We start from the raw sequence: 18,902 nt of genomic DNA, 5'->3' as shown, positions 1-18,902 counted from the left end.
CGGGGGCGGTCGCCTGACCGCCGCGGAGCTTCGGTGTCACGCGCCCGGGAGGGGCGCGCCGACCTTGAGGGGAAGGTCGGATCCGCCAGGGAGGGCGGGTGATTCTGAAGTTCGTGACGCACCGGGGGTGCGTTCCGGGCCCTTCTTCCTGTCGAGCGTTCCGCTCGAACTTATTAGAGAATTCAAAGGAGGATGCCATGCGAGCAATCCACGCCTTGCGCGGGAGTGTCCGCGCCGTCGGCATGGTCGCGGCGGTTGCGCTGTTCGCGGCGAGCCAGACCGTGGCGGCGGACAACTACCGTCCGTTCGTGCTGGCCTACACCGAATCGGGGACGGATGTCTCCGCCGAGGCCGCCAGTGTGCGGGAACGCCTGGAGGGGGCCGACTTCCGGTTCCTGGGCGAATATCCGGTCAGTGACGACCGGCATGTGGTCGTGGTGACCCACGATGATCTGCTGGCGGTGGCCGGCTCCGAGGAACGCGGCGGCTACATCGCCCCGATCCGTGTGTCCGTGACGGCCGTCGATGGCGAACTGCAGGTGAGTTACAACAACCTGGAGTATTTCCGTCATGCCTACCGCCTGGATGCGCCGGTATCCGGCGTCAGCGACCGGCTGGCCAGTACCCTCGGAGCGGAGCGCGACTTCGGGTCCGAGGACGGCATGAGCGAGCGCGACCTGAATCGCTATCGCTACACCTTCGGCATGGAGCGCTTCGATGCGCCCTACGAGCTGGCCAGCCATGGCAACCGGAGGAGCGCGTTGAGCGAGCTGGACAGCAACCTGGGCAACCGGGTCGCGGGGGTCAGCGAGATCTACCGGGTGGATATCCCGGGCCAGGACGTGACCGTGATCGGTGTGGCCGTGCGCGAGTCCGACGGGGCGGCCCAGGACTCGGCCGATCTGCACCAGCTTGGCATCGTGGACGTGGGCGAGTTCCGCCATACCGCGACGGTGCCGATCGAGATCCTGGTCCGCGGCGGCGAGGTCGAGGCCCTGCACATGCGTTTCCGCAAGGCCCTGCACTTCCCGGATCTGCGCATGCTGGGTGACAACAGCTTCATGCGGCTGCGCAGCTCGCCCGGTGCGCTGGAAGAGACCCTGAAGGAAGTCGCGGGTTACGAAGAAGAGGATACCGGCTTCGAGTGGTAAGACCGCTGGAGACCGCCTGCGCCATGGAACGGCGCAAGGGTGCGCGGAATTCCCGCGTAGCCCACTCAAGAACCCCGGTCCGCCGGGGTTTTTTTACGATCCGGACATGCACTTGTTTTATGCTCCCGCAACATTCGCGGCAGGACGCACATCCATGAAATCGATGAAGATCGCCAACATTGGCGAGATCCGCAACGAACTCAACAAGTACAAGAAGGGCAAGAAGCTCGATATCCACCAGTTCAACCAGGTGGCGCGCCTGGCCTGGCTGGGCAAGATCGTGATGCAGCCGCTCGATCTGGAAGACCCGGACTGCAAGTCCTTCCTGGTATATATCCAGGAGCCGGAAGAGCTGGCCGCGCATTTCCTCGATACCGACCAGGAACTGACCGGCGGCATCCACATCATCGATGGCGAGCAGGCGATGGCAATGGTCGAGATCATGCGCAGCGGGGTCGAGGAGCGCGCCAAGCTGTACGAGGACCTCTCCCGCAGTGACTTCTATTTCCGCTATTTCTACCAGCCCGGCCAGGAGGACAAGGCAGACGACTCCAGTGCCGGACAGGACAAGCCCGAGGGCTGACACTTGGTCGCATCCACGGTAACCCCGGAGTGGATCGACGCCGGGGCCCGATCCGCCGAAGAACTCCACGCGCTGTATACCGGTCTTGCGGCCTCCACCGCTCCGGATGCGCCCCCGCGTATCCTGTGGGTGCACGCGCACGAGCCGCATATCTCGATCGGGGCCAGCCAGGACGCGGAATCCGACCTGGACCTGGCTGCCTGCGCCGAACAGGGTGTGCCGGTCGTGCGGCGTCCACTGGGCGGCGGCTCGGTCTGGGTGGACGCCGACCAGGCCTGTTTCTTCCTGATCCAGCCGCGCCAGGTGCTGGCCCGTGGGCATCGCCACCTCTTCGCCGTGGGACTGGGCATCGCCATGGATGTGCTGCGCGCGCTCGGTCTGGAGGGCGTCGAGGCCCGGGGCCAGGACGTCTGGGTCCAGGGGCGCAAGATCATGGGGACCGGGGCCGCAACGCTCGACGAGGGCTGTGTGTTCGGCGCCAGTTTCCTGCGACATTTCCCGGTCGAGCGCTTCCTCGCCTGCGTGTATGCCCCCAGCGAGGGCTACCGTGACTGGTTGCGCCCGGCGCTGGAGACGGGCATGACCGACTGCGCCCGCCAGTGTCCGCAGGTCCCCGCGCCCGCGCAGGTCGAGGCGGCCCTGCAGGATGTGCTGGCGCGCCGTTTCGGCATTCCGGCACGCCGGATCGAGCCGGACCGGGCGATCCTCGATCAGTGGCTGGCGCTGGGACGCGAGGAACTGACGGACCTCGCCGACGGGCAGGGATCGCCGTCGGTGCGCGATGGCATCCGCGTGAACCGCGACAATCACGTGTTCGAGACCCGCGGGGCCTGCGGGCGCCTGCGCCTGCACGTGGAGGGATCGCATATCGCGCGGATCTGGTGCGAGGATGCGGCCACCACCGCCATCCTGGAGGAGCGTCTGGTCGGTGAATCGCCGGAACGCCTGCGCGTACGCTCGCGCCTGAACGGCCAGCTCGATGCCCGCATGGTGGACGAGATCAGTGCCCGCATCGACGGGCTTTATCGCGGAATCGCAGCGGCCTGACAGACAGGCCCCGGTCCCGAGCCCCCTCCCCACGAACGCCGGAGAAGCCGCATGTCCGAACCGACGATCGAACGCCGCCTGGAGAAACGCCTGATCCTGATGACCCGGGACGGCGCGATGGCCGAGCGTCTGCAGGCCCAGCTGCCGCCGGAGTGGCAGTTGCACCAGGTCACCGACCTGGATGAGCTCGGGCCGTGGAACGAGATCCTGCTGTACCGATTCCTGCTGCTGGACCTGGACGAGATCGAGGCCTTTGATCCGCTCGACGTGATCCGGATGCTGCGCATGGAATACCAGATCAACCTTCCGGTATTCTGCTTTGGTGGCGATCAGGACATCCAGGATGAAATGCGCCTGGCCCGCGCCGATCGCTTCTTCGGGCGCGACGAGATGATCGAAAAGCTGCCCGAATTCGTCCGCCAGTACGACTGGTAGCCATCGGCCCGCGCGGGGCCTGGCGCCGCGAGGTGTATTGCAGGGAGATCGTCGAATGGACCCCATCATCCGGGTGCGCGAGTTGTACAAGGTCTTTGGCCCGAACCCGCAGGAGGGCCTGCGGCTGATCGAGGACGGGCTCGACAAGGACACCATCTTTGAGCGTACCGGCAACACGGTGGGCGTGAAGGACTGCAACCTGGATATCGCCGAAGGCGAGATCTTCGTGGTGATGGGGCTGTCCGGGTCCGGCAAGTCCACCCTGGTGCGGCTGCTGAACCGCCTGATCGAGCCGACCGCGGGGACCGTCGAGGTCCGCGGGCGTGACGTCACGCGCATGAGTCAGCGCGAGCTGATCCGGCTGCGCAGCGAGGATCTGGCGATGGTGTTCCAGTCCTTCGCGCTGATGCCGCACAAGACCGTGATCGACAACGCTGCGCTGGGGCCGGAGATCGCCGGTGTGGGCCGCGCCCGGCGCCGCGAGCGCGCGCTGGAGGCGCTCGACCAGGTTGGTCTGAAGGCCCATGCCCGCAGTTATCCCGACGAACTCTCCGGCGGCATGCAGCAGCGCGTGGGACTGGCGCGGGCGCTGGCGACCGACCCCTCCATCATGCTGATGGACGAGGCCTTCTCCGCGCTGGACCCCCTCATCCGTACCGAGATGCAGGACCGGCTGCTGGATCTGCAGCGCGAGCACCGGCGTACCGTGGTGTTCATCTCCCACGACCTGGACGAGGCCATCCGCATCGGCGATCGCATCGCCATCATGCAGGGCGGCGAGGTGGTGCAGGTTGGCACGCCCAAGGAGATCATCCTCGATCCGGCCAACGAATACGTGCGTTCGTTCTTTCACGGGGTGGACATCACCCAGGTATTCCAGGCCTGCGACATCATGGACAGCGACACCATTCCTGTCCTCGCGGCGGATACCACGGCTGGCGAGGCGCGCAGCCGCATTGCGCGCGTGCCCGGCAACGAGGCCGTGATCGTCGACGCCGCGGGGCGTTTCCAGTCCGTGGTCCAGGCCAAGCGCCTGGGCGAACTGACCGTGGACCGCCCCGCCAGCGAGGTGGCCGTGGAGGTCGAGCCGGTGGGCGAGGACACGCCTCTTGCGAATCTCCCGGGCCGGGCGGCGCAGGCGTCGGTGTCCATCCCGGTAGTGGATGCGGAAGGACAGTTCCGGGGGCTGGTGACCCTGCAGCGCCTGGTCGAGGCCCTGGATCGCAGCCGGACCGCGGCCGCCGCGAACGGAGATCACTGACATGGAAGGACGCATCAACATCCCCGTGGGGGACTGGATCGAGACCGCGGTCGACTGGATCCTCGACAATCTGGAGCCCGCGCTGGACGGCATCGCCTGGTTCCTGGGGCTGCTGACCAACTCCTTCGAGGGGGCGCTGCTGGCGATCCCGGCGTGGCTGCTGGTGCTGATCCTGGTCGGGCTCAGCTGGTGGCGGGTTAGCTGGCGCTTCGGCATCTTCGCCATCGTGGCGCTGGGTCTGATCCTGGGGATGGACCTGTGGGAGCCTACGATCAAGACGCTGTCGCTGGTGCTCGCGGCGACCGCCGTCGCGCTGGCGATCGGCATGCCGGTGGGTGTGGCGATGGCGCGCAGCGACTGGGTCGAGGCGTCGATCCGTCCGGTGCTGGACCTGATGCAGACCATGCCGCCGTTCGTCTATCTGATCCCGGCGGCGATCTTCTTCGGGCTGGGCACCGTGCCGGGTGCGATCGCCACGGTGGTGTTCTGCATGCCGCCGGTGGTGCGCCTGACCAACCTTGGTATTCGCCAGGTCAACCGCGAGCAGATCGAGGCGGGGCTGGCGTTTGGTTGCAATCGGCGCCAGCTTCTGACCAAGATTCAGTTACCTCTGGCGATGCCGTCCATCATGGCCGGCATCAACCAGACCATCATGCTGGCACTCTCCATGGTGGTGATCGCGTCGATGATCGGTGCCGGCGGGCTCGGCAATACCGTGCTGACCGGTATCCAGCGGCTCGATGTCGGGCTGGGGTTCGAGGGCGGCCTGGGCGTCGTGATCCTCGCCATCCTGCTCGACCGGATCACCCAGAGCGTAGGGCTGCGGCGCAAGGCGAGCGGCTGATTCGGGCTCGTGCGCGGCGCCATCCGTTTCACTCGAAGGAAGGAGTAGCACGATGAACAAGACACTGACTTCAACCCTGCTGGGCGGCGTGCTGGCCGCCTCCATGGGCCTGTCCACCGCGCAGGCCGACGATATCCAGATCGGCTGGACCGCATGGTCCGACGCCGAGTTCGTGACCAAGCTGGCCGAACGCGTCATCGAGGACGAGATGGGTTATTCGGTCGAACTGATCCAGACCGACATCGCCCCGCAGTATCAGGGCCTGGCCTCCGGCGATATCGACATGATGCTGATGGCCTGGCTGCCGGGGACCCATGCCGACTATATGGAACGTGTCGGGCAGGACGTGGTGAACCTCGGCCCGCTGTACGGCAATGCCCGCCTGGGCTGGGTGGTCCCGGACTACGTGCCCGAGGATGAACTCGGCTCTATCGAGGATCTGAAGAAGGACTCGGTCCGCGATCGCCTGGACGGCCGCATTACCGGGATCGACCCCGGCGCGGGCCTGACCCGGCTCTCGGAAGAGGCCCTCGAGACCTACGGCCTGGACGGCTACAGCCTGCAGATCTCCTCCGGGGCGGGCATGACCTCCGCGCTGGACCGGGCGATCCGTCGTGATGAATGGATCGTCGTCACCGGCTGGAGCCCGCACTGGAAGTTCGGCGCCTACGACCTGCGCTACCTGGAAGACCCGGAAGAGGCCCTGGGCGGCTTCGAGCGTATCCATGCCCTGGCCCGCGAGGGCTTCGCCGAGGAGTATCACGATGTCGCGATGATGATCTCGCGCATGCACCTGAACCTGGACGTGCTGGAAGAGGCGATGTTCTACGCCCAGGAGAACTCCTACGCTGAGGCCGTGGACCGCTTCATCGAGGACCACCCGGAGTACGTGCAGTACTGGGTGACCGGCGTGATCGACTGATCAGCACGGACTACCCGCAGCACCCGAAAGCCCCGCCCCGGCGGGGCTTTCTTTGTTCAGGCCACTGCATTTTGTTTCACCACGAAGCGCACGAAGGCACGAAGAAGGGCCAGGTTAAGGGCTTTTCACCACAGAGGGCACAGAGTTCACGGAGAAAGGAGCTAGCTTACCAAAGGGCAGGATGTGAAGCTGCCCGGTGCCCGGATGGATGCGTTTCGCGGCGCTCAACCGCATCCTGCTCGCAAGAACCTTTCACCAATCATCGTCATCCCGGAAACCGCTCCCACACTCGTCATCCAGGAAACCGCAAAGCGGTCGTCCGGGATCTCCCGGGGCTGGCGATGCGTTGGTGGCAGGCTCGAAAGATCCCGGCTCTCCGCTGCGCTGCGGCCGGGATGACAGGAGGGTAGGGGGGGCGGCCGAGATGACAGGGTTGCGGAGGGGGCTGCCGGGATGGTGGCGGTGCCAGCCGTATGTCTAGGTTTGTTGTTGGGGCGTGGGCCACCGGTGCACCCGGCCCGGAACGCGAAAGGCCCCGGGCGGGTCGCCGCGGGGCCTTTGAGTGACGCGCCCCGGGACGAGCCGCGGGGTGGGGCGATCCGGGATCAGCCGATCCAGGCGTGTTCCAGCACGTCGATGCGGATCTTCTCGTGGAAGGTCTCGCCATTGCCCTCGATCACCAGGTCGCCAATGCGGGTGCCGGCGGTATCAAAGCTGAACTTGCAATCGAAGGTACCCGGCAGGGACACGCTGCCCTCGCACAGGGTTTCGCCTTCCACCGAGAACTTGCAGCTGGCGCTGCCGGAGCCGTTCAGCATGGCCTGGACCCGGAATTCCTCGTTGATCGGACGGCGGTACACGTTCGGGTCGCGGTTCGGGTTGTACTGCAGGTTGTTCAGCTTGACGAGTTTGACAAGTTTCATACCGGGTCCTCTGTTGAAGCGCTGAATCCGAGTGACGGGCGCCTTTGCACGCCCAACCCCGCAGCCGTGGGGCGTTTGGTTCATGCAAGTGCGCAGGTTCGATAGAATATAAACAGCAAATGATACAACAAAGCCTGCGCGAACACGATTGGCCGCCCGCCCAGCGCGCTGGAGGGTAACGCTGCGCACGCGCATACACCAGTCCCTGCCGGAGATCCCATGAAGAACCTGATCAACCGCATCCGCGGTGTGGAACGCGATGTCATCGAGAAGCCGGGGGACGCGGGCGGTGCCCCCTTCTACAAGCCCCAGGGTGACGAGATCGAGATCTTTCAGGCGGCGTACTCGAAGCGCCTGCCGGTGATGCTCAAGGGCCCGACCGGCTGCGGCAAGACCCGCTTCCTGGAACATGTCGCGCACACCCTCGGCCAGCCGCTGGTGACCGTCTCCTGCCACGAGGACCTGACCAGCTCCGATCTGGTCGGCCGCTTCCTGCTGGAAGGCGAGGAGACCGTCTGGCAGGACGGCCCGCTGACCCGTTCGGTCAAGGAGGGCGCGATCTGCTACCTCGACGAGATCGTCGAGGCACGTACCGACACCACCGTGGTCATTCACCCGCTGACCGACCACCGCCGCCAGCTCCCGCTGGACAAGAAGTCCCAGATCATCGACGCGCACGAGGACTTCATGCTGGTGATCTCCTACAACCCGGGATATCAGACCGTGCTGAAGGATCTGAAGCCCTCGACCAAGCAGCGCTTTGTCGGCATCCACTTTGACTACCCGGCCGAGGATGTCGAGCGCGAGATCGTGGCCAAGGAATCCGGCGGCCTGGATGCCGACCGCGTGGAAAAACTCGTGGCGGCCGGGCGCAAGGCCCGGGCCCTGAAGGACCATGGGCTGGAAGAGGCGACCTCCACCCGAGCACTCGCCTATGCCGGCGAACTGATGCAGGCCGGTCTGAGCCCGCGTGTGGCCTGCCGTGCCGCGATGATCGCCCCGATCACCGACGACCCCGAGCTGATCCAGGCGCTGGAAGAGATCTTCGACGCCCACTTCCCCGAGTCCGAAGCCGCGTGAGCGATATCGCGACCAACGGCGGCGCGAAACCGGAGGCGGAAGAACTCGTCGAGATCGAGGAAATCCTCCAGCACCTGGAGGACATCAGCTTCGTCGCCCACCGCGACACGAAGGAAGCCCTGCCGGCTATCCGCCCGTTCGGCGCCACCATTGCGCGGCGCTGGATCGAGACGGCCCGCGACCTGTTCTTCCATGACCGGGAGTCGGGCAAGAGCTTCATGCGCCACTCGGCGCGACTCGCCGAGCACATGCAGACGGTGGAGCTGTGGCTGGAGCAGGCGGCCCGCTTCAAGGAGTGGGTCAACTCGAACTATGCCCTGGAAGGCTTCATGGCCCAGGCCGATCGCGTGTATGACGCCTGGGGCGAGGCCGGCGAGCGCGAGTGGGCCGAGATCGGCCTGCGCTGGTGCGCGCGCAGTCTCCCGGATGCCCGGGCCTATTTCGAGACCGACTTCGAGAAGCTCGCCGGCGGGCGTGGCATCGACGGCCTGCGCGCCCTGATCGAGCCGGCCGAGACCCTGTTCGACGAGCGCGGCCTGACCCTGGATGCCTACCTCGAGGGTGCGCCGATCGCCCGCAACCTGGTCGGCGACCAGGGCCTGCTGTCCTGGGCGCGACGCGGCGCGGACCTGCTGAAGGCCGGGCGCTCGCGCGGCGAGGCGTACTTTCGCCTGGAGAGCGACGAGAGCCTGAAGCTGCTGCTGGAGGCGTTGCCGGGCTTTCGCCCGCGCATGCACGGGCGCTTCCTGCGCCTGGTGCTGATGGCCTGGCTGGACGCCGACATCCCGCTGGCCGATTCCAGCTGGAAGCCGGGCGAGGGCCGTCCGATGCTCGAGACCGATGGCCGGCGCCTGTTCATGCCGGCGGTAATGGACTCGCGCGAGGAGGCGATCGTCGCCACCCAGCATGCGGCCGCGCATCTCGCCTTCGATACCTATGCGCACAGCGAGGTGGAGCGGCTGTTCGCACGCGCGGGTGCCGAGCATCCACCGCTGGACGACAAGTCGCGCATCACCTGGCGCCCGCTGTTCGCGCCCTTCGAGGCGCGCATGTTCCGCTTCCAGGTGCTGTTCGACCTGGCCGAAGACCTGCGCGTAAACGCGCGCCTGGCCCCGCGCATACCGAACTTCCTGCCACGCCTGGTGGCGCTGGCCGAGGTCCACGGTCGCCCGGAGGGCGTGGCCGGCGTCTATTTCGACTTCGCACTGAAGGCCCACCAGGCCCTGCTGCGCGACGAGCCGCAGGACCCGCGTCTGGCGCGTGTGCTGGAGCCGGACGCGGACGTCGTAACCGCCTGGGCGGTCGGCGAGGAGCTGTTCGCCGACGAGGCCTTCCCCGGGATCACCATCGAGGATCGCGCCGAGGCCTATCTGCCCGGGCTGTCGCTGAACCAGTCGCTGCCGGTGTATCCGCAGCGCAAACGCGACGGCAGCCTGGCCGACTTCCGCGACCACGAGGCGCACGACGAGCACAAGTTCGAGCACCAGAAACAGGAAGAGCAGCCGCAGCAGGCCCCGGAGCAGGCGCAGAAGGATCCGGACGCCGACATCCGGACCCCGCAGCAGGAGACTTCCGGCACCGGCGGGCGCATCGGCACCGGTATCCCGCAGCCGGCGCAGGTGGCCAAGCGCGCCGCCCCCTACACCCCGAAGAAGGACGGCATCCCGTATCCGGAATGGGACTACCGCGAGCAGCGCTACATCTCCGACTGGGTGAATCTCTACGAGCGGGTGCTGGACGACGAGGACCCGGCGCGGGCGGCCACGATCCTGTCGGAGAACGCCGATACCCTGAAGCGCCTGACCCGCGGCCTGGAGATGCAGCGCCCGATGCGCCTGGCGCCGCTGAGGAAACAGCTCGACGGTGATGAACTGGATACCGAGGCGGTGATCGACTACATCGCCGACAAGAAGGCGGGGCTGTCGCCCAAGGCCTTCATCTACCGTCGCCGTGCAGTGCAGCACCGCGATACGGCCGTGCTGATGCTGGCGGACATGTCCACCTCGATCATGGCGCGCCACCCGGGCGGGCGGGGCAAGATCGTCGACCGCGTGCGCGAGGGGATGATGCTGTTCGCCGAGGCGATCGAGAAGGTCGGCGACCCCTACGCGATCTCCGGCTTCGCCTCCAAGCAGCGCGACCAGGTCAACTACTACTGGCTGAAAGACTTCAACGAGGACCTGAACGACACCGTCCGCGCCCGCATCGCCGGGGTCTCCGGGCGCCTGGCCTCGCGCATGGGCGCGGGCATCCGCCACTCGCTGGAGGCGTTCCGGCGCAGCTCGGCCCAGCGCCGGCTGCTGCTGATCCTGTCCGACGGCCGCCCGGCCGACTACGACGACGGCGGTGACCAGCGCTACCTGCACGAGGACACGCGCATGGCGATGAAGGAGGCGGTGGACGCCGGCGTCCACCCCTTCTGCATCACCCTGGACCCGTCCGGCTCCGAGTACCTGCCGGCGATCTTCGGTCCCGGTCACTACACCATCATCGACCACGTGGACGAGCTGCCGCGCCGTCTGCCCGAGATCTACCTGAGGCTGCGACAGTGAGTGCCACCCCCGAATCCATCGACGCATCCACCGGGGCCGCGGCCCGGCACCCGGAGCCGGCCCGTCGTCATGCCACGCTGTTGCATGCCCCGCGCTATCGCGGGCACAGCTACGGCGACAACCACCCGCTCGGGATCCCGCGCGTCTCGCTGACCATCGACCTGATCGAGGCCTACGACGCGATCACCCCGGTGGAGATGGCCGTCACCCGCCGCGCCCAGCCGGCCGAGCTCGAGTGGTTTCACACCCGCGAATACGTGGCCGCGATGCAGCGCGCCGAGGCGCTGGGCAAGGTCTTCCAGCGCTACCGCGACCGCCACAACATCGGCAACTTCGAGAACCCGTTCTTCGCCGGTTTCTTCGCTACTCCGGCGACTGCCACCTGGGGCTCCATCCAGGGGGCCGAGGTGGTGCTGGGCGGGCGCATGGCCTTCAACCCGGCCGGTGGCATGCATCACGCCGCCCCCGACCAGGCCCGTGGCTTTTGCTACTTCAACGACCCGGCGCTGGCGATCCTGCGCCTGCGTCAGGCCGGGCAGCGCGTGCTGTATCTGGACATCGACGCCCACCACGGCGACGGGGTCGAGGCCGCGTTCACCGACGACCCGGATGTGCTCACCGTCTCCCTGCACATGGACACCGAATACGGCTACCCCTTCGAGGGCGGCCGCATCGAGGACACCGGACCGCTGGGCAACGCCGTGAACCTGCCGCTGCCCAAGGAGACCAACGACACGGAGTTCCGCGCCGCCTTCACGGCCGTCTGGGAGGCCGTGCGCACCCGCTGGCAGCCGGATGCGGTCGTGGTCCAGGCCGGGACCGATGCGCTGCTGCCGGACCCGCTCGGCAAGTTCGGCATCTCCACCCAGTGCTTCCTCCAGTGCATCGACGACGTAATCGAGACCAGCCCGCGCCACGCCGACGGCACGCCGAGGCTCCTGGTGCTCGGAGGCGGCGGTTATCACCCGCTGGCGCTGGCGCGCTGCTGGACCGGGGTCTGGGCCCTGCTGACTGGCCGCGAGCTCCCCGCCGCGATCCCGGAGGCCGGCCAGAACCTGCTGCGCGAGGTCGACTGGGACATGGACGAGGAGGAGGACTGGTACGAGAACCTGTTCGTCTCCCGCCTCGACGCCGACCGCTCGGGCCCAGTCCGCCCCGAGCTCGAGGCGCGACTGGCGCAGCTGCGCGCCACACACCCCTTGCTGCGCGGCTAGCGCGGGCGGCCTGGCCCTGCGGCGGCAGGGGCGGCGTCCTTAGTGGAGGACCGGTCCCCTCGGTCCTCGGTGTAAAGATGTCCGACGCCTCTACGGTGGATATTCGGCGTTCAGCGTCGGATCTTTTTACATAACAGCCTCTCGGGGTGAACATATTCACGAAAACGCATAAACAAACTAGGCGCTTACGGATTTGGTCCGGCGTTTGCTTTGTATTCCAGCAAGGGGCGATGGGCGCCCTCGAAGGCCGCGGGGCCGGGAGCTGGAGGTGGGTGCGATGCGCAAGTGGTGGGCGAATCAGGTTGCAGTGCTTGCGGGCGTGATGCTCGCGGGATCGGTGGCGAATGCCGCCATCATCGAGCTTCCGGGTATCGATGAAACCTACGACGGGATCCCGGTCGCGCTGCAGTACAACGACTTTTATTCCTATTCCGGTTCCCTGCTGTACCAGTGGGGCTTCCTCACTCAGAACCAGTACACCGGTCAGGGCACGGGATCGCTGGACCTGATCGTGGGCACGGGATCCAGTGGCCAGGACAATCAGAACATCGGGCCGGGGGGTAGCTACAGTTTCGAGAGCCCCATGCCTTTCCCCAGCGGCAATACCTCGGAGTTTGACGGCACCTGGGGCATGGGCACGCAGGCCAATGGCCCGGTCCTGGTGGATAATCTGCTGGCCTACCTCGACGCCATCAATCCGGGCGCGACGATTCCCACCTTCATTTTCGACCACAACCAGACTGGGGGCTCCCCCGATCTGTGGGTGCAGGCCGAGGTCTTCATCTACGACCCCGAGACCGGGGAACGCGTGGCCCGCTGGATCTTCGACGATGGCAACGGCAACCCGGCGCTCTCGCCCGGTAACGTGGAGGTGATCGGCGAATCCGGCACCGTGTACGAGGCCAATGCTAATGTCGGGAGCGGCCGACTGGACTACATCGTGTTCGCGCCGACCATGGACCTCAGTCTGTTTGCCGGGGCCGGCTATCTGTTCGGGATCGATTTCTTCATGAATGACCTGAACAATGGTTTCGAGGAGCTCTACCTCAGTGGCCGGTTCACCAACGGTACGCCGGTGTCGCTGCCCGGTTCGTTCCTGCTGCTGGGGCTTGGCCTGGCCCTGCTGGTGGTAGCCGTGCGCCGGCGCGGTCGCGCGGGTCCAGCAGCCCACTAGGCGCCCGGCCCCTCTCGGCCTTTCCGCGCTTGACCCTGCGCCCCGGCATATGCCGGGGCGCAGTGCATTTGGGGTGAAACGGCGCAGTAGTGGCCCGCTCGCGTTGCGGGTTTTCGCAAATCCTGGCCGCTGACGTAGGATTCCTCCCGCGCCCGGACCCCGTTCGGCCCGGGTCGGCCAGCCCCCGCTGGCCGGATGAGGGATGGCTGCGACCGAGCGAGGAAACGCATGGAGTCCGAGCAGAAACTGATACCCGGATACGCCAACGCCAAGGCAACGCGCCGCTACGCGGAGCAGTTCGTGTCCGAGGGCAAGGCCGCCGAGGGGCATTACAGCGAGTTCTCGCGCGCGAAGATGCGCCTGTCGAGCCTCGGAATCGGCACCTTCGGCGGCGCGGCCACCGCCGAGGTGGACGCGCAGATCTCCGCGATCGTCGCGCGCGGGCTGACCGAGGGCGTCAACGTGGTGGATACTGGCGCGCACTACCGGTACGGGCGTTCGCTGGCGGCCGTCGGGGCGGGTGTGCGCACCGCGCTGGAGGCCGGGGTCCCGCGCGAGGCGATGTTCCTGATCTCCAAGGGCGGCTTCCTGACGCTGCGCGGCGGGCCGCCGGAGGACATGGAGGCCTGGTTCCAGCGCGAGATCGAGTCCCAGGGCATGGGGACGAAGGACGACCTGGCCAAGGGCGCGCACCTGCTGACGCCGGAATACATCCACTACCAGATGGAGCTGTCGCGCTCGCTGATGGGGGTGGAGACGCTGGATGCCTTCATCATCGACCAGCCCGAGGTGCACATCCACGAGATCGGCAAGGAAGCGACCAACCGCAAGCTGGAGCCGGTGTTCGAGGTGCTGGAGCGGGCCGCGCGCGAGAAGAAGATCCGCGCCTACGGCATCTCCACCTTCGAGGGCTTCCGCGAGGAGACCGATGCCGCGGTGTTCCAGTCGCTGACCTCGATGCAGGGGCTGGCCGAGCGCGCCGCGCAGACCGTCACCGGCGACGACCATGCCCGGCATCACTTCAAGATCGCGATGCTCCCCTTCAACCAGGTGATGCTGGAGGGGTTCACCCGCTTCAACACCGCCACCGGGCAGGGCAACGTGGCGAGCCCGCTGCAGGCCGCCCACCAGCTCGAGGTGTACATGATTGCCTCGCACTCCATGCTCAAGGGCCATCTGGCGCAGCAGTCGGTGGAGGTGGTCGAGCAGCAGCTGGCCAGCCTGCCTAATCCGGCCCAGCGCGCGATGCAGTTCAACCGTTCCACGCCGGGGCTGGGCACCTCGCTGGTCGGCATGAGTACGCCGGCGCACCTGGACGACATGCTGGCGGTGATGCGCGAGCCGATGATGGATAAGAAGGCCTACCTTGGCATGTTCAAGAAGGCCGAGGAGTAAGCCGGAGCCGGGTCTTTCCCTGGTGGGAGCCGGCTTGCCGGCGAAGCCCCTGCCTGCATCCGGCTTTGGCAGGGGCTTCGCGTGCAAGCACGCTCCCACAGGGTCCCGGGCCCCGGCTGCAATCGCGAATTCATGCACAAGGGTATGCCATGCAGGTTGATCTGAAGGCCCTCGAATTTCCCGCGATCCAGCGCCTGCTGGAGCGCCTGACTGCCACCCCCTACGGTGCCGATGCCGCGCGCGGCCTGGAGCCGGCGCCGAACCTGGATGCCGCCCGGGCCCTGCAAAAGGCGGTAACCGTGGCGCGCCAGCGCCTGGACGCCGGCACCCTGCCGCGGCTGGGCCAGCTTCCCGACGTGCGCGCGGCGCTGCGCCAGGCGGCCAATCCCGGCGCGGCCCTCCCGGTGCAGGCGCTGCACAACCTGCAGACCATCATGCGTCATGCCCGCGAGCTGGCGGACCAGCTCGCCGATACGCCGGAGATCTACCCGGCCGACCTGAACAAACTGTATCCGCCCGAGGTACTGGAAGAGCGCCTGTCCGCGTGCCTGAATCCTGGGGGTTCGCTGCGCGAGGACGCCAGTGCATCACTGGTCGAGGCCTTTGGCGAGCGCAACCGCCTGCGCGGCGAGGTCGAGGCGGTGGTAAAGAAGCGTCTGGAGGCCTCGGATGTCGCGCAGAAGGGCGAGGACGCGCTGAAGGTTCAGTGGCACCAGGAGCGCGCCGTGATGGTGCTGCGCGGGGATGCCGCCGGCGCGGTAAAGGGCGTGCGCCGAGGCACGGCCATGGGTGGGCGCGACCAGATCGTGGAGCCGATCGAGGCGGTGCCGCTGAACAACCAGCTGGATACGGTCAACGGTCAGATCAACACCGAGCAGCAGCGCCTGCTACGCGAGCTGACCGATGTGGTGCGCCAGTACGGCGAGCCGCTGGAGCTGATGCTGACCGCGCTGACCTGGATCGATCTCGCCTCGGCCGCGGCGCAGCTCTCGGCCCAGATGAATGCCCACGCCCCGCGGCTGGAGGCCGAGGCGGGCGTGGAGCTGGTCGAGGCCTACCATCCGCTGCTGCTGTTGCAGTTTGCCGAGGGCAACGGCCCGCAGCCGGTGCCGCTGTCGATCCGGCTGGATGGCGAGCAGCCGCTGTTGCTGATCACCGGGCCGAACACCGGTGGCAAGACGGTCGCGCTGAAGACCCTGGGCCTGCTGGTCACCATGGCGTGGTGCGGGCTGCATATCCCGGCCGAGCAGGACTGCCGCATCGGGCGTTTCGATCAGGTGATGGTGGATGTCGGTGACAACCAGAGCCTGTTCCACCACCTGTCGACCTTCGCCGGGCATGTGGAGGTCCTGAAACGCATCCTCGAAAACGCCGGCCCCGAGAGCCTGATCCTGCTGGACGAGCTGGGCACGGGCACCGACCCGGACGAGGGCGCGGCCCTGGCAATGGCGATGCTGGACGAACTGCGTGCGCGGGGCACGCGCGGGATCGTGAACACCCACCTGGCGCCGCTGAAGGACTACGCCGCACAGCATGCGGGCATCGTCAACGCCTCGATGCAGTTCGACGCGGAGACCCTGTCGCCCACCTACCGCCTGCTGATTGGCGAGCCCGGCGTCTCCTTCGGTCTGACCATCGCGGAGAAGAACGGCCTGCCGCCTCAGCTGGTGGCCCGCGCCCGCGAGCACTTCGCCGAGCTGCCCACCGCGCAGGCTGGGGCCGAGCACAGCTGAGCCTTGATCCGGGGTGCTCCCTGGAGATCGCCGCGGCGCTGCGCGCCTCGCGATGACGATTATTTTTCGTGCCGGTCATGGCGAGGCCCCGCCGGGGCCGTGGCCATCTCTGGGCACAACCCCAACGCGGGTTGCGGCAGGCTCCTCGGCGTTGCATGAATTGCACCGATTCCGCGCGTCATGGCGTGAAATGGGGGCGATTTCATATTAGGATGGTGGGCTATTTTGATTTGTGGTGCATGATCGCTCGACGATCGTGCACAAGCCCCCGGTAAGGAAGTCGACCATCATGTCCGAGACCGCAAGTTCCTCCACCGCCATCACCGGCGCCGAAATCTTCTGCCGCAGCCTGCAGGCCGAGGGCGTTGAGGTCGTATTCGGCTATCCCGGTGGCGCGGTACTGCACATCTACGATGCGCTGTACCGGCAGGACAAGGTCTCCCACGTACTGGTGCGCCACGAGCAGGGCGCGGTACATGCGGCCGAGGGCTATGCCAAGTCCTCCGACAAGCCCGGCGTGGCGCTGGTCACCTCCGGCCCCGGCGCGACCAACGCGATCACCGGGATCGCCGATGCGTACATGGATTCCGTGCCGCTGGTGGTGTTCACCGGCCAGGTGCCGACCAGCCTGATCGGCAATGATGCCTTTCAGGAGGTCGACACCGTGGGGATCACGCGTCCCTGCGTGAAGCACAACTTCCTGGTCAAGGACGTGAAGGACCTGGCCACCACCATCAAGAAGGCCTTCTACGTGGCGACCACCGGTCGCCCAGGCCCGGTGGTGGTGGACATCCCGAAGGACGTGACCGCCGACAGCTGCGAGTTCGAGTACCCGGAGAGCATCCACATGCGCTCCTACAACCCGGTCTCGAAGGGACACACCGGCCAGATCCGCAAGGCGGTGGAGCTGATCCTGTCGGCGAAACAGCCGATGATCTACACCGGCGGTGGCGTGATCCTGGGCAAGGGTTCCGAGGCGCTGACGGAGTTCACCCGCAAGCTGGGCTATCCGATCACCAACACCCTGATGGGGCTGGGCGGCTACCCGGCGTCGGACAAGCAGTACCTCGGCATGCTCGGCATGCACGGGACCTACGAGGCCAACATGGCCATGCATCACGCGGACGTGCTGATCGCGATCGGTGCGCGCTTCGACGATCGCGTGACCGGCAACATCGAAAAGTTCTGCCCGCACGCGAAGATCGTGCATGTGGACGTCGATCCGTCTTCCATCTCCAAGAACGTGAAGGTGGACGTGCCGATCGTGGGCGAGGTGGAGCCGGTGCTGCGCGAACTGATCAAGGGGCTGAGCGAGAACGGTGGCAAGCCGGATGCCGAGGCTCTGGCCACCTGGTGGAAGCAGATCGAGGAATGGCAGGCGCAGGACTGCCTGAAGTACGACCAGAATTCCGAGCTGATCAAGCCGCAGTACGTGGTGCAGAAGTTCTGGGAGCTCACCCAGGGCGAAGCCTTCGTGACCTCGGATGTCGGCCAGCACCAGATGTGGGCCGCGCAGTTCTACCGCTTCGACAAGCCGAACCGCTGGATCAACTCCGGCGGCCTGGGCACGATGGGCGTGGGCTTGCCGTTCGCGATGGGCGTGCAGTTCGCGCACCCGGACGCGACGGTGGGCTGCATCACCGGCGAGGCCAGCATCCAGATGTGCATCCAGGAGCTGTCCACCTGCTTCCAGTACCAGCTGCCGCTGAAGATCCTGAACCTGAACAACCGCTACCTGGGCATGGTCCGGCAGTGGCAGGAGTTCTTCTACCAGGGCCGCTACGCGATGTCCTACATGGATGCCCTGCCGGACTTCGTGAAGCTGGCCGAGGCCTATGGCCATGTCGGCATCCAGGTCACCCAGCCCGGCGACGTCGAGGGTGCCATCAAGGAGGCCCTGGCGCAGAAGGAGCGCCTGGTGTTCCTGGACTTCATCACCGACCAGTCCGAGAACGTGTATCCAATGATCCCGGCCGGTGCCGGCCAGAACGAGATGATCCTGGTCTGAGCCGGGTACAGGGAAGAGCCGTATGCGTCATATCATCAGTGTCCTGCTGGAAAACGAAGCCGGTGCCCTCTCGCGGGTGGCCGGGCTGTTCTCCGCGCGTGGCTACAACATCGAGTCGCTGACCGTCGCGCCGACCGACGACCCGTCGCTGTCGCGCATGACCATCGTCACCAGTGGTTCCGACGAGATCGTCGAGCAGATCACCAAGCAGCTGAACAAGCTGATCGACGTGATCAAGCTGCTGGACATGACCGCCTATCCGCACATCGAGCGCGAGATGGCGCTGGTCAAGGTCCGCGTGCCGGAGGCCGCCGATCGCGAGGAGGCGAAGCGCCTGGCGGATATCTTCCGCGGCCGCATCATCGACGTGACCCACGACACCTATGTCGTCGAGATCACCGGCGAGGGCTCCAAGCTGGATGCTTTCCTCGAGGCGCTCCAGCCGTTCCCGGTGCTGGAGGTCGTGCGTTCCGGCGTCATGGGCATCGCACGCGGCGACGTCAGCCTGCAGATCTGAATCCCCGGGTCCGGCCCCCACTGGCGGGGCCGGACCCGTTTGTTTGCCATGGGCCCCGTACGG

16 protein-coding genes are annotated in these 18,902 nt (G+C 66.7%); 15 read left to right on the top strand and 1 reads right to left on the bottom strand.

Annotated elements, in window-relative coordinates; translation table 11 throughout:
- The first annotated feature begins 197 nt into the window (after positions 1 to 197).
- The 7 genes from F793_RS0106020 (at position 198) to F793_RS0105990 (ending at position 6,243) form a co-directional block, all read left to right on the top strand.
- Positions 198 to 1,151, top strand: coding sequence for a hypothetical protein (locus tag F793_RS0106020; protein ID WP_018881833.1), 954 nt, complete (start codon positions 198 to 200; stop codon positions 1,149 to 1,151).
- 154 nt (positions 1,152 to 1,305) lie between these two features.
- Entirely contained in the window at positions 1,306 to 1,734 is a 429-nt protein-coding gene (locus F793_RS0106015) for a hypothetical protein (protein ID WP_018867540.1), read from the top strand.
- Positions 1,735 to 1,737: 3 nt separating this feature from the next.
- Positions 1,738 to 2,781 (top strand): lipoate--protein ligase family protein, encoded by a 1,044-nt coding sequence (locus F793_RS0106010; RefSeq protein ID WP_018881370.1) that lies wholly within the window; start codon positions 1,738 to 1,740, stop codon positions 2,779 to 2,781.
- 51 nt (positions 2,782 to 2,832) lie between these two features.
- Positions 2,833 to 3,216, top strand: coding sequence for a hypothetical protein (locus F793_RS0106005; RefSeq protein ID WP_018881369.1), 384 nt, complete (start codon positions 2,833 to 2,835; stop codon positions 3,214 to 3,216).
- A 55-nt stretch (positions 3,217 to 3,271) separates the two neighbouring features.
- A complete protein-coding gene (gene proV / locus F793_RS0106000; protein ID WP_018881832.1) occupies positions 3,272 to 4,477 on the top strand; it encodes a glycine betaine/L-proline ABC transporter ATP-binding protein ProV in 1,206 nt (401 codons plus the stop codon).
- Position 4,478: 1 nt separating this feature from the next.
- Positions 4,479 to 5,321, top strand: coding sequence for a proline/glycine betaine ABC transporter permease (locus F793_RS0105995; protein ID WP_018877051.1), 843 nt, complete (start codon positions 4,479 to 4,481; stop codon positions 5,319 to 5,321).
- A gap of 52 nt (positions 5,322 to 5,373) precedes the next feature.
- On the top strand, positions 5,374 to 6,243 hold the full coding sequence (locus F793_RS0105990; protein ID WP_018879886.1) for a glycine betaine ABC transporter substrate-binding protein: 870 nt from the start codon (positions 5,374 to 5,376) through the stop codon (positions 6,241 to 6,243).
- A gap of 605 nt (positions 6,244 to 6,848) precedes the next feature.
- Here F793_RS0105990 and F793_RS0105985 read toward each other — a convergent pair.
- Entirely contained in the window at positions 6,849 to 7,166 is a 318-nt protein-coding gene (locus F793_RS0105985) for a hypothetical protein (protein ID WP_018877049.1), read from the bottom strand.
- Positions 7,167 to 7,385: 219 nt separating this feature from the next.
- Between F793_RS0105985 and F793_RS0105980 the strand changes: the two genes are divergently transcribed.
- The 8 genes from F793_RS0105980 to ilvN all read left to right on the top strand — a co-directional run bounded on the left by F793_RS0105980 (position 7,386) and on the right by ilvN (position 18,839).
- The gene (locus F793_RS0105980; protein WP_018867533.1) at positions 7,386 to 8,246 is read left to right on the top strand and encodes a CbbQ/NirQ/NorQ/GpvN family protein; all 861 of its coding nucleotides are present in this window, start codon (positions 7,386 to 7,388) and stop codon (positions 8,244 to 8,246) included.
- On the top strand, positions 8,243 to 10,798 hold the full coding sequence (locus F793_RS0105975) for a nitric oxide reductase activation protein NorD (protein WP_018881831.1): 2,556 nt from the start codon (positions 8,243 to 8,245) through the stop codon (positions 10,796 to 10,798). The genes F793_RS0105980 and F793_RS0105975 overlap by 4 nt, the downstream gene beginning before the upstream one ends.
- Positions 10,795 to 12,012, top strand: a complete 1,218-nt coding sequence (locus F793_RS0105970; protein WP_018881830.1) for an acetoin utilization protein AcuC — start codon at positions 10,795 to 10,797, stop codon at positions 12,010 to 12,012. Before F793_RS0105975 ends, F793_RS0105970 begins: the two co-directional genes overlap by 4 nt.
- Before the next feature lie 277 nt (positions 12,013 to 12,289).
- Positions 12,290 to 13,186: a hypothetical protein gene (locus F793_RS0105965; RefSeq protein ID WP_018878535.1), complete on the top strand. Its 897-nt coding sequence runs from the start codon at positions 12,290 to 12,292 to the stop codon at positions 13,184 to 13,186.
- 228 nt (positions 13,187 to 13,414) lie between these two features.
- Positions 13,415 to 14,581: an aldo/keto reductase gene (locus F793_RS0105960; protein ID WP_018878534.1), complete on the top strand. Its 1,167-nt coding sequence runs from the start codon at positions 13,415 to 13,417 to the stop codon at positions 14,579 to 14,581.
- Positions 14,582 to 14,730: 149 nt separating this feature from the next.
- Positions 14,731 to 16,314, top strand: coding sequence for a DNA mismatch repair protein MutS (locus tag F793_RS0105955; protein ID WP_018881829.1), 1,584 nt, complete (start codon positions 14,731 to 14,733; stop codon positions 16,312 to 16,314).
- A gap of 289 nt (positions 16,315 to 16,603) precedes the next feature.
- The gene (ilvB, locus tag F793_RS0105950; protein WP_018878533.1) at positions 16,604 to 18,322 is read left to right on the top strand and encodes a biosynthetic-type acetolactate synthase large subunit; all 1,719 of its coding nucleotides are present in this window, start codon (positions 16,604 to 16,606) and stop codon (positions 18,320 to 18,322) included.
- Positions 18,323 to 18,344: 22 nt separating this feature from the next.
- Complete coding sequence (gene ilvN, locus F793_RS0105945; protein WP_018867526.1) at positions 18,345 to 18,839, top strand: acetolactate synthase small subunit; 495 nt, start codon at positions 18,345 to 18,347, stop codon at positions 18,837 to 18,839.
- Positions 18,840 to 18,902 lie beyond the last annotated feature (63 nt).

This window comes from Thioalkalivibrio sp. ALE22 (assembly GCF_000381445.1).
Classification (GTDB): domain Bacteria; phylum Pseudomonadota; class Gammaproteobacteria; order Ectothiorhodospirales; family Ectothiorhodospiraceae; genus Thioalkalivibrio.
Note: the sequence above shows the minus strand (reverse complement) of the source record. Positions and strands in the feature narration are given on the sequence as shown.

Excerpts from the sequence above, each read along its gene's own strand:
- F793_RS0106020 (WP_018881833.1), top strand. The coding sequence starts at position 198 with ATGCGAGCAATCCACGCCTTGCGCGGGAGTGTCCGCGCCGTCGGCATG.
- F793_RS0105960 (WP_018878534.1), top strand. The coding sequence starts at position 13,415 with ATGGAGTCCGAGCAGAAACTGATACCCGGATACGCCAACGCCAAGGCA.
- F793_RS0105955 (WP_018881829.1), top strand. The coding sequence starts at position 14,731 with ATGCAGGTTGATCTGAAGGCCCTCGAATTTCCCGCGATCCAGCGCCTG.
- F793_RS0106005 (WP_018881369.1), top strand. The coding sequence starts at position 2,833 with ATGTCCGAACCGACGATCGAACGCCGCCTGGAGAAACGCCTGATCCTG.
- F793_RS0105965 (WP_018878535.1), top strand. The coding sequence starts at position 12,290 with ATGCGCAAGTGGTGGGCGAATCAGGTTGCAGTGCTTGCGGGCGTGATG.
- ilvB (WP_018878533.1), top strand. The coding sequence starts at position 16,604 with ATGTCCGAGACCGCAAGTTCCTCCACCGCCATCACCGGCGCCGAAATC.
- F793_RS0105985 (WP_018877049.1), bottom strand. The coding sequence starts at position 7,166 with ATGAAACTTGTCAAACTCGTCAAGCTGAACAACCTGCAGTACAACCCG.
- F793_RS0105980 (WP_018867533.1), top strand. The coding sequence starts at position 7,386 with ATGAAGAACCTGATCAACCGCATCCGCGGTGTGGAACGCGATGTCATC.
- F793_RS0105990 (WP_018879886.1), top strand. The coding sequence starts at position 5,374 with ATGAACAAGACACTGACTTCAACCCTGCTGGGCGGCGTGCTGGCCGCC.
- proV (WP_018881832.1), top strand. The coding sequence starts at position 3,272 with ATGGACCCCATCATCCGGGTGCGCGAGTTGTACAAGGTCTTTGGCCCG.
- F793_RS0105995 (WP_018877051.1), top strand. The coding sequence starts at position 4,479 with ATGGAAGGACGCATCAACATCCCCGTGGGGGACTGGATCGAGACCGCG.
- ilvN (WP_018867526.1), top strand. The coding sequence starts at position 18,345 with ATGCGTCATATCATCAGTGTCCTGCTGGAAAACGAAGCCGGTGCCCTC.
- F793_RS0106015 (WP_018867540.1), top strand. The coding sequence starts at position 1,306 with ATGAAATCGATGAAGATCGCCAACATTGGCGAGATCCGCAACGAACTC.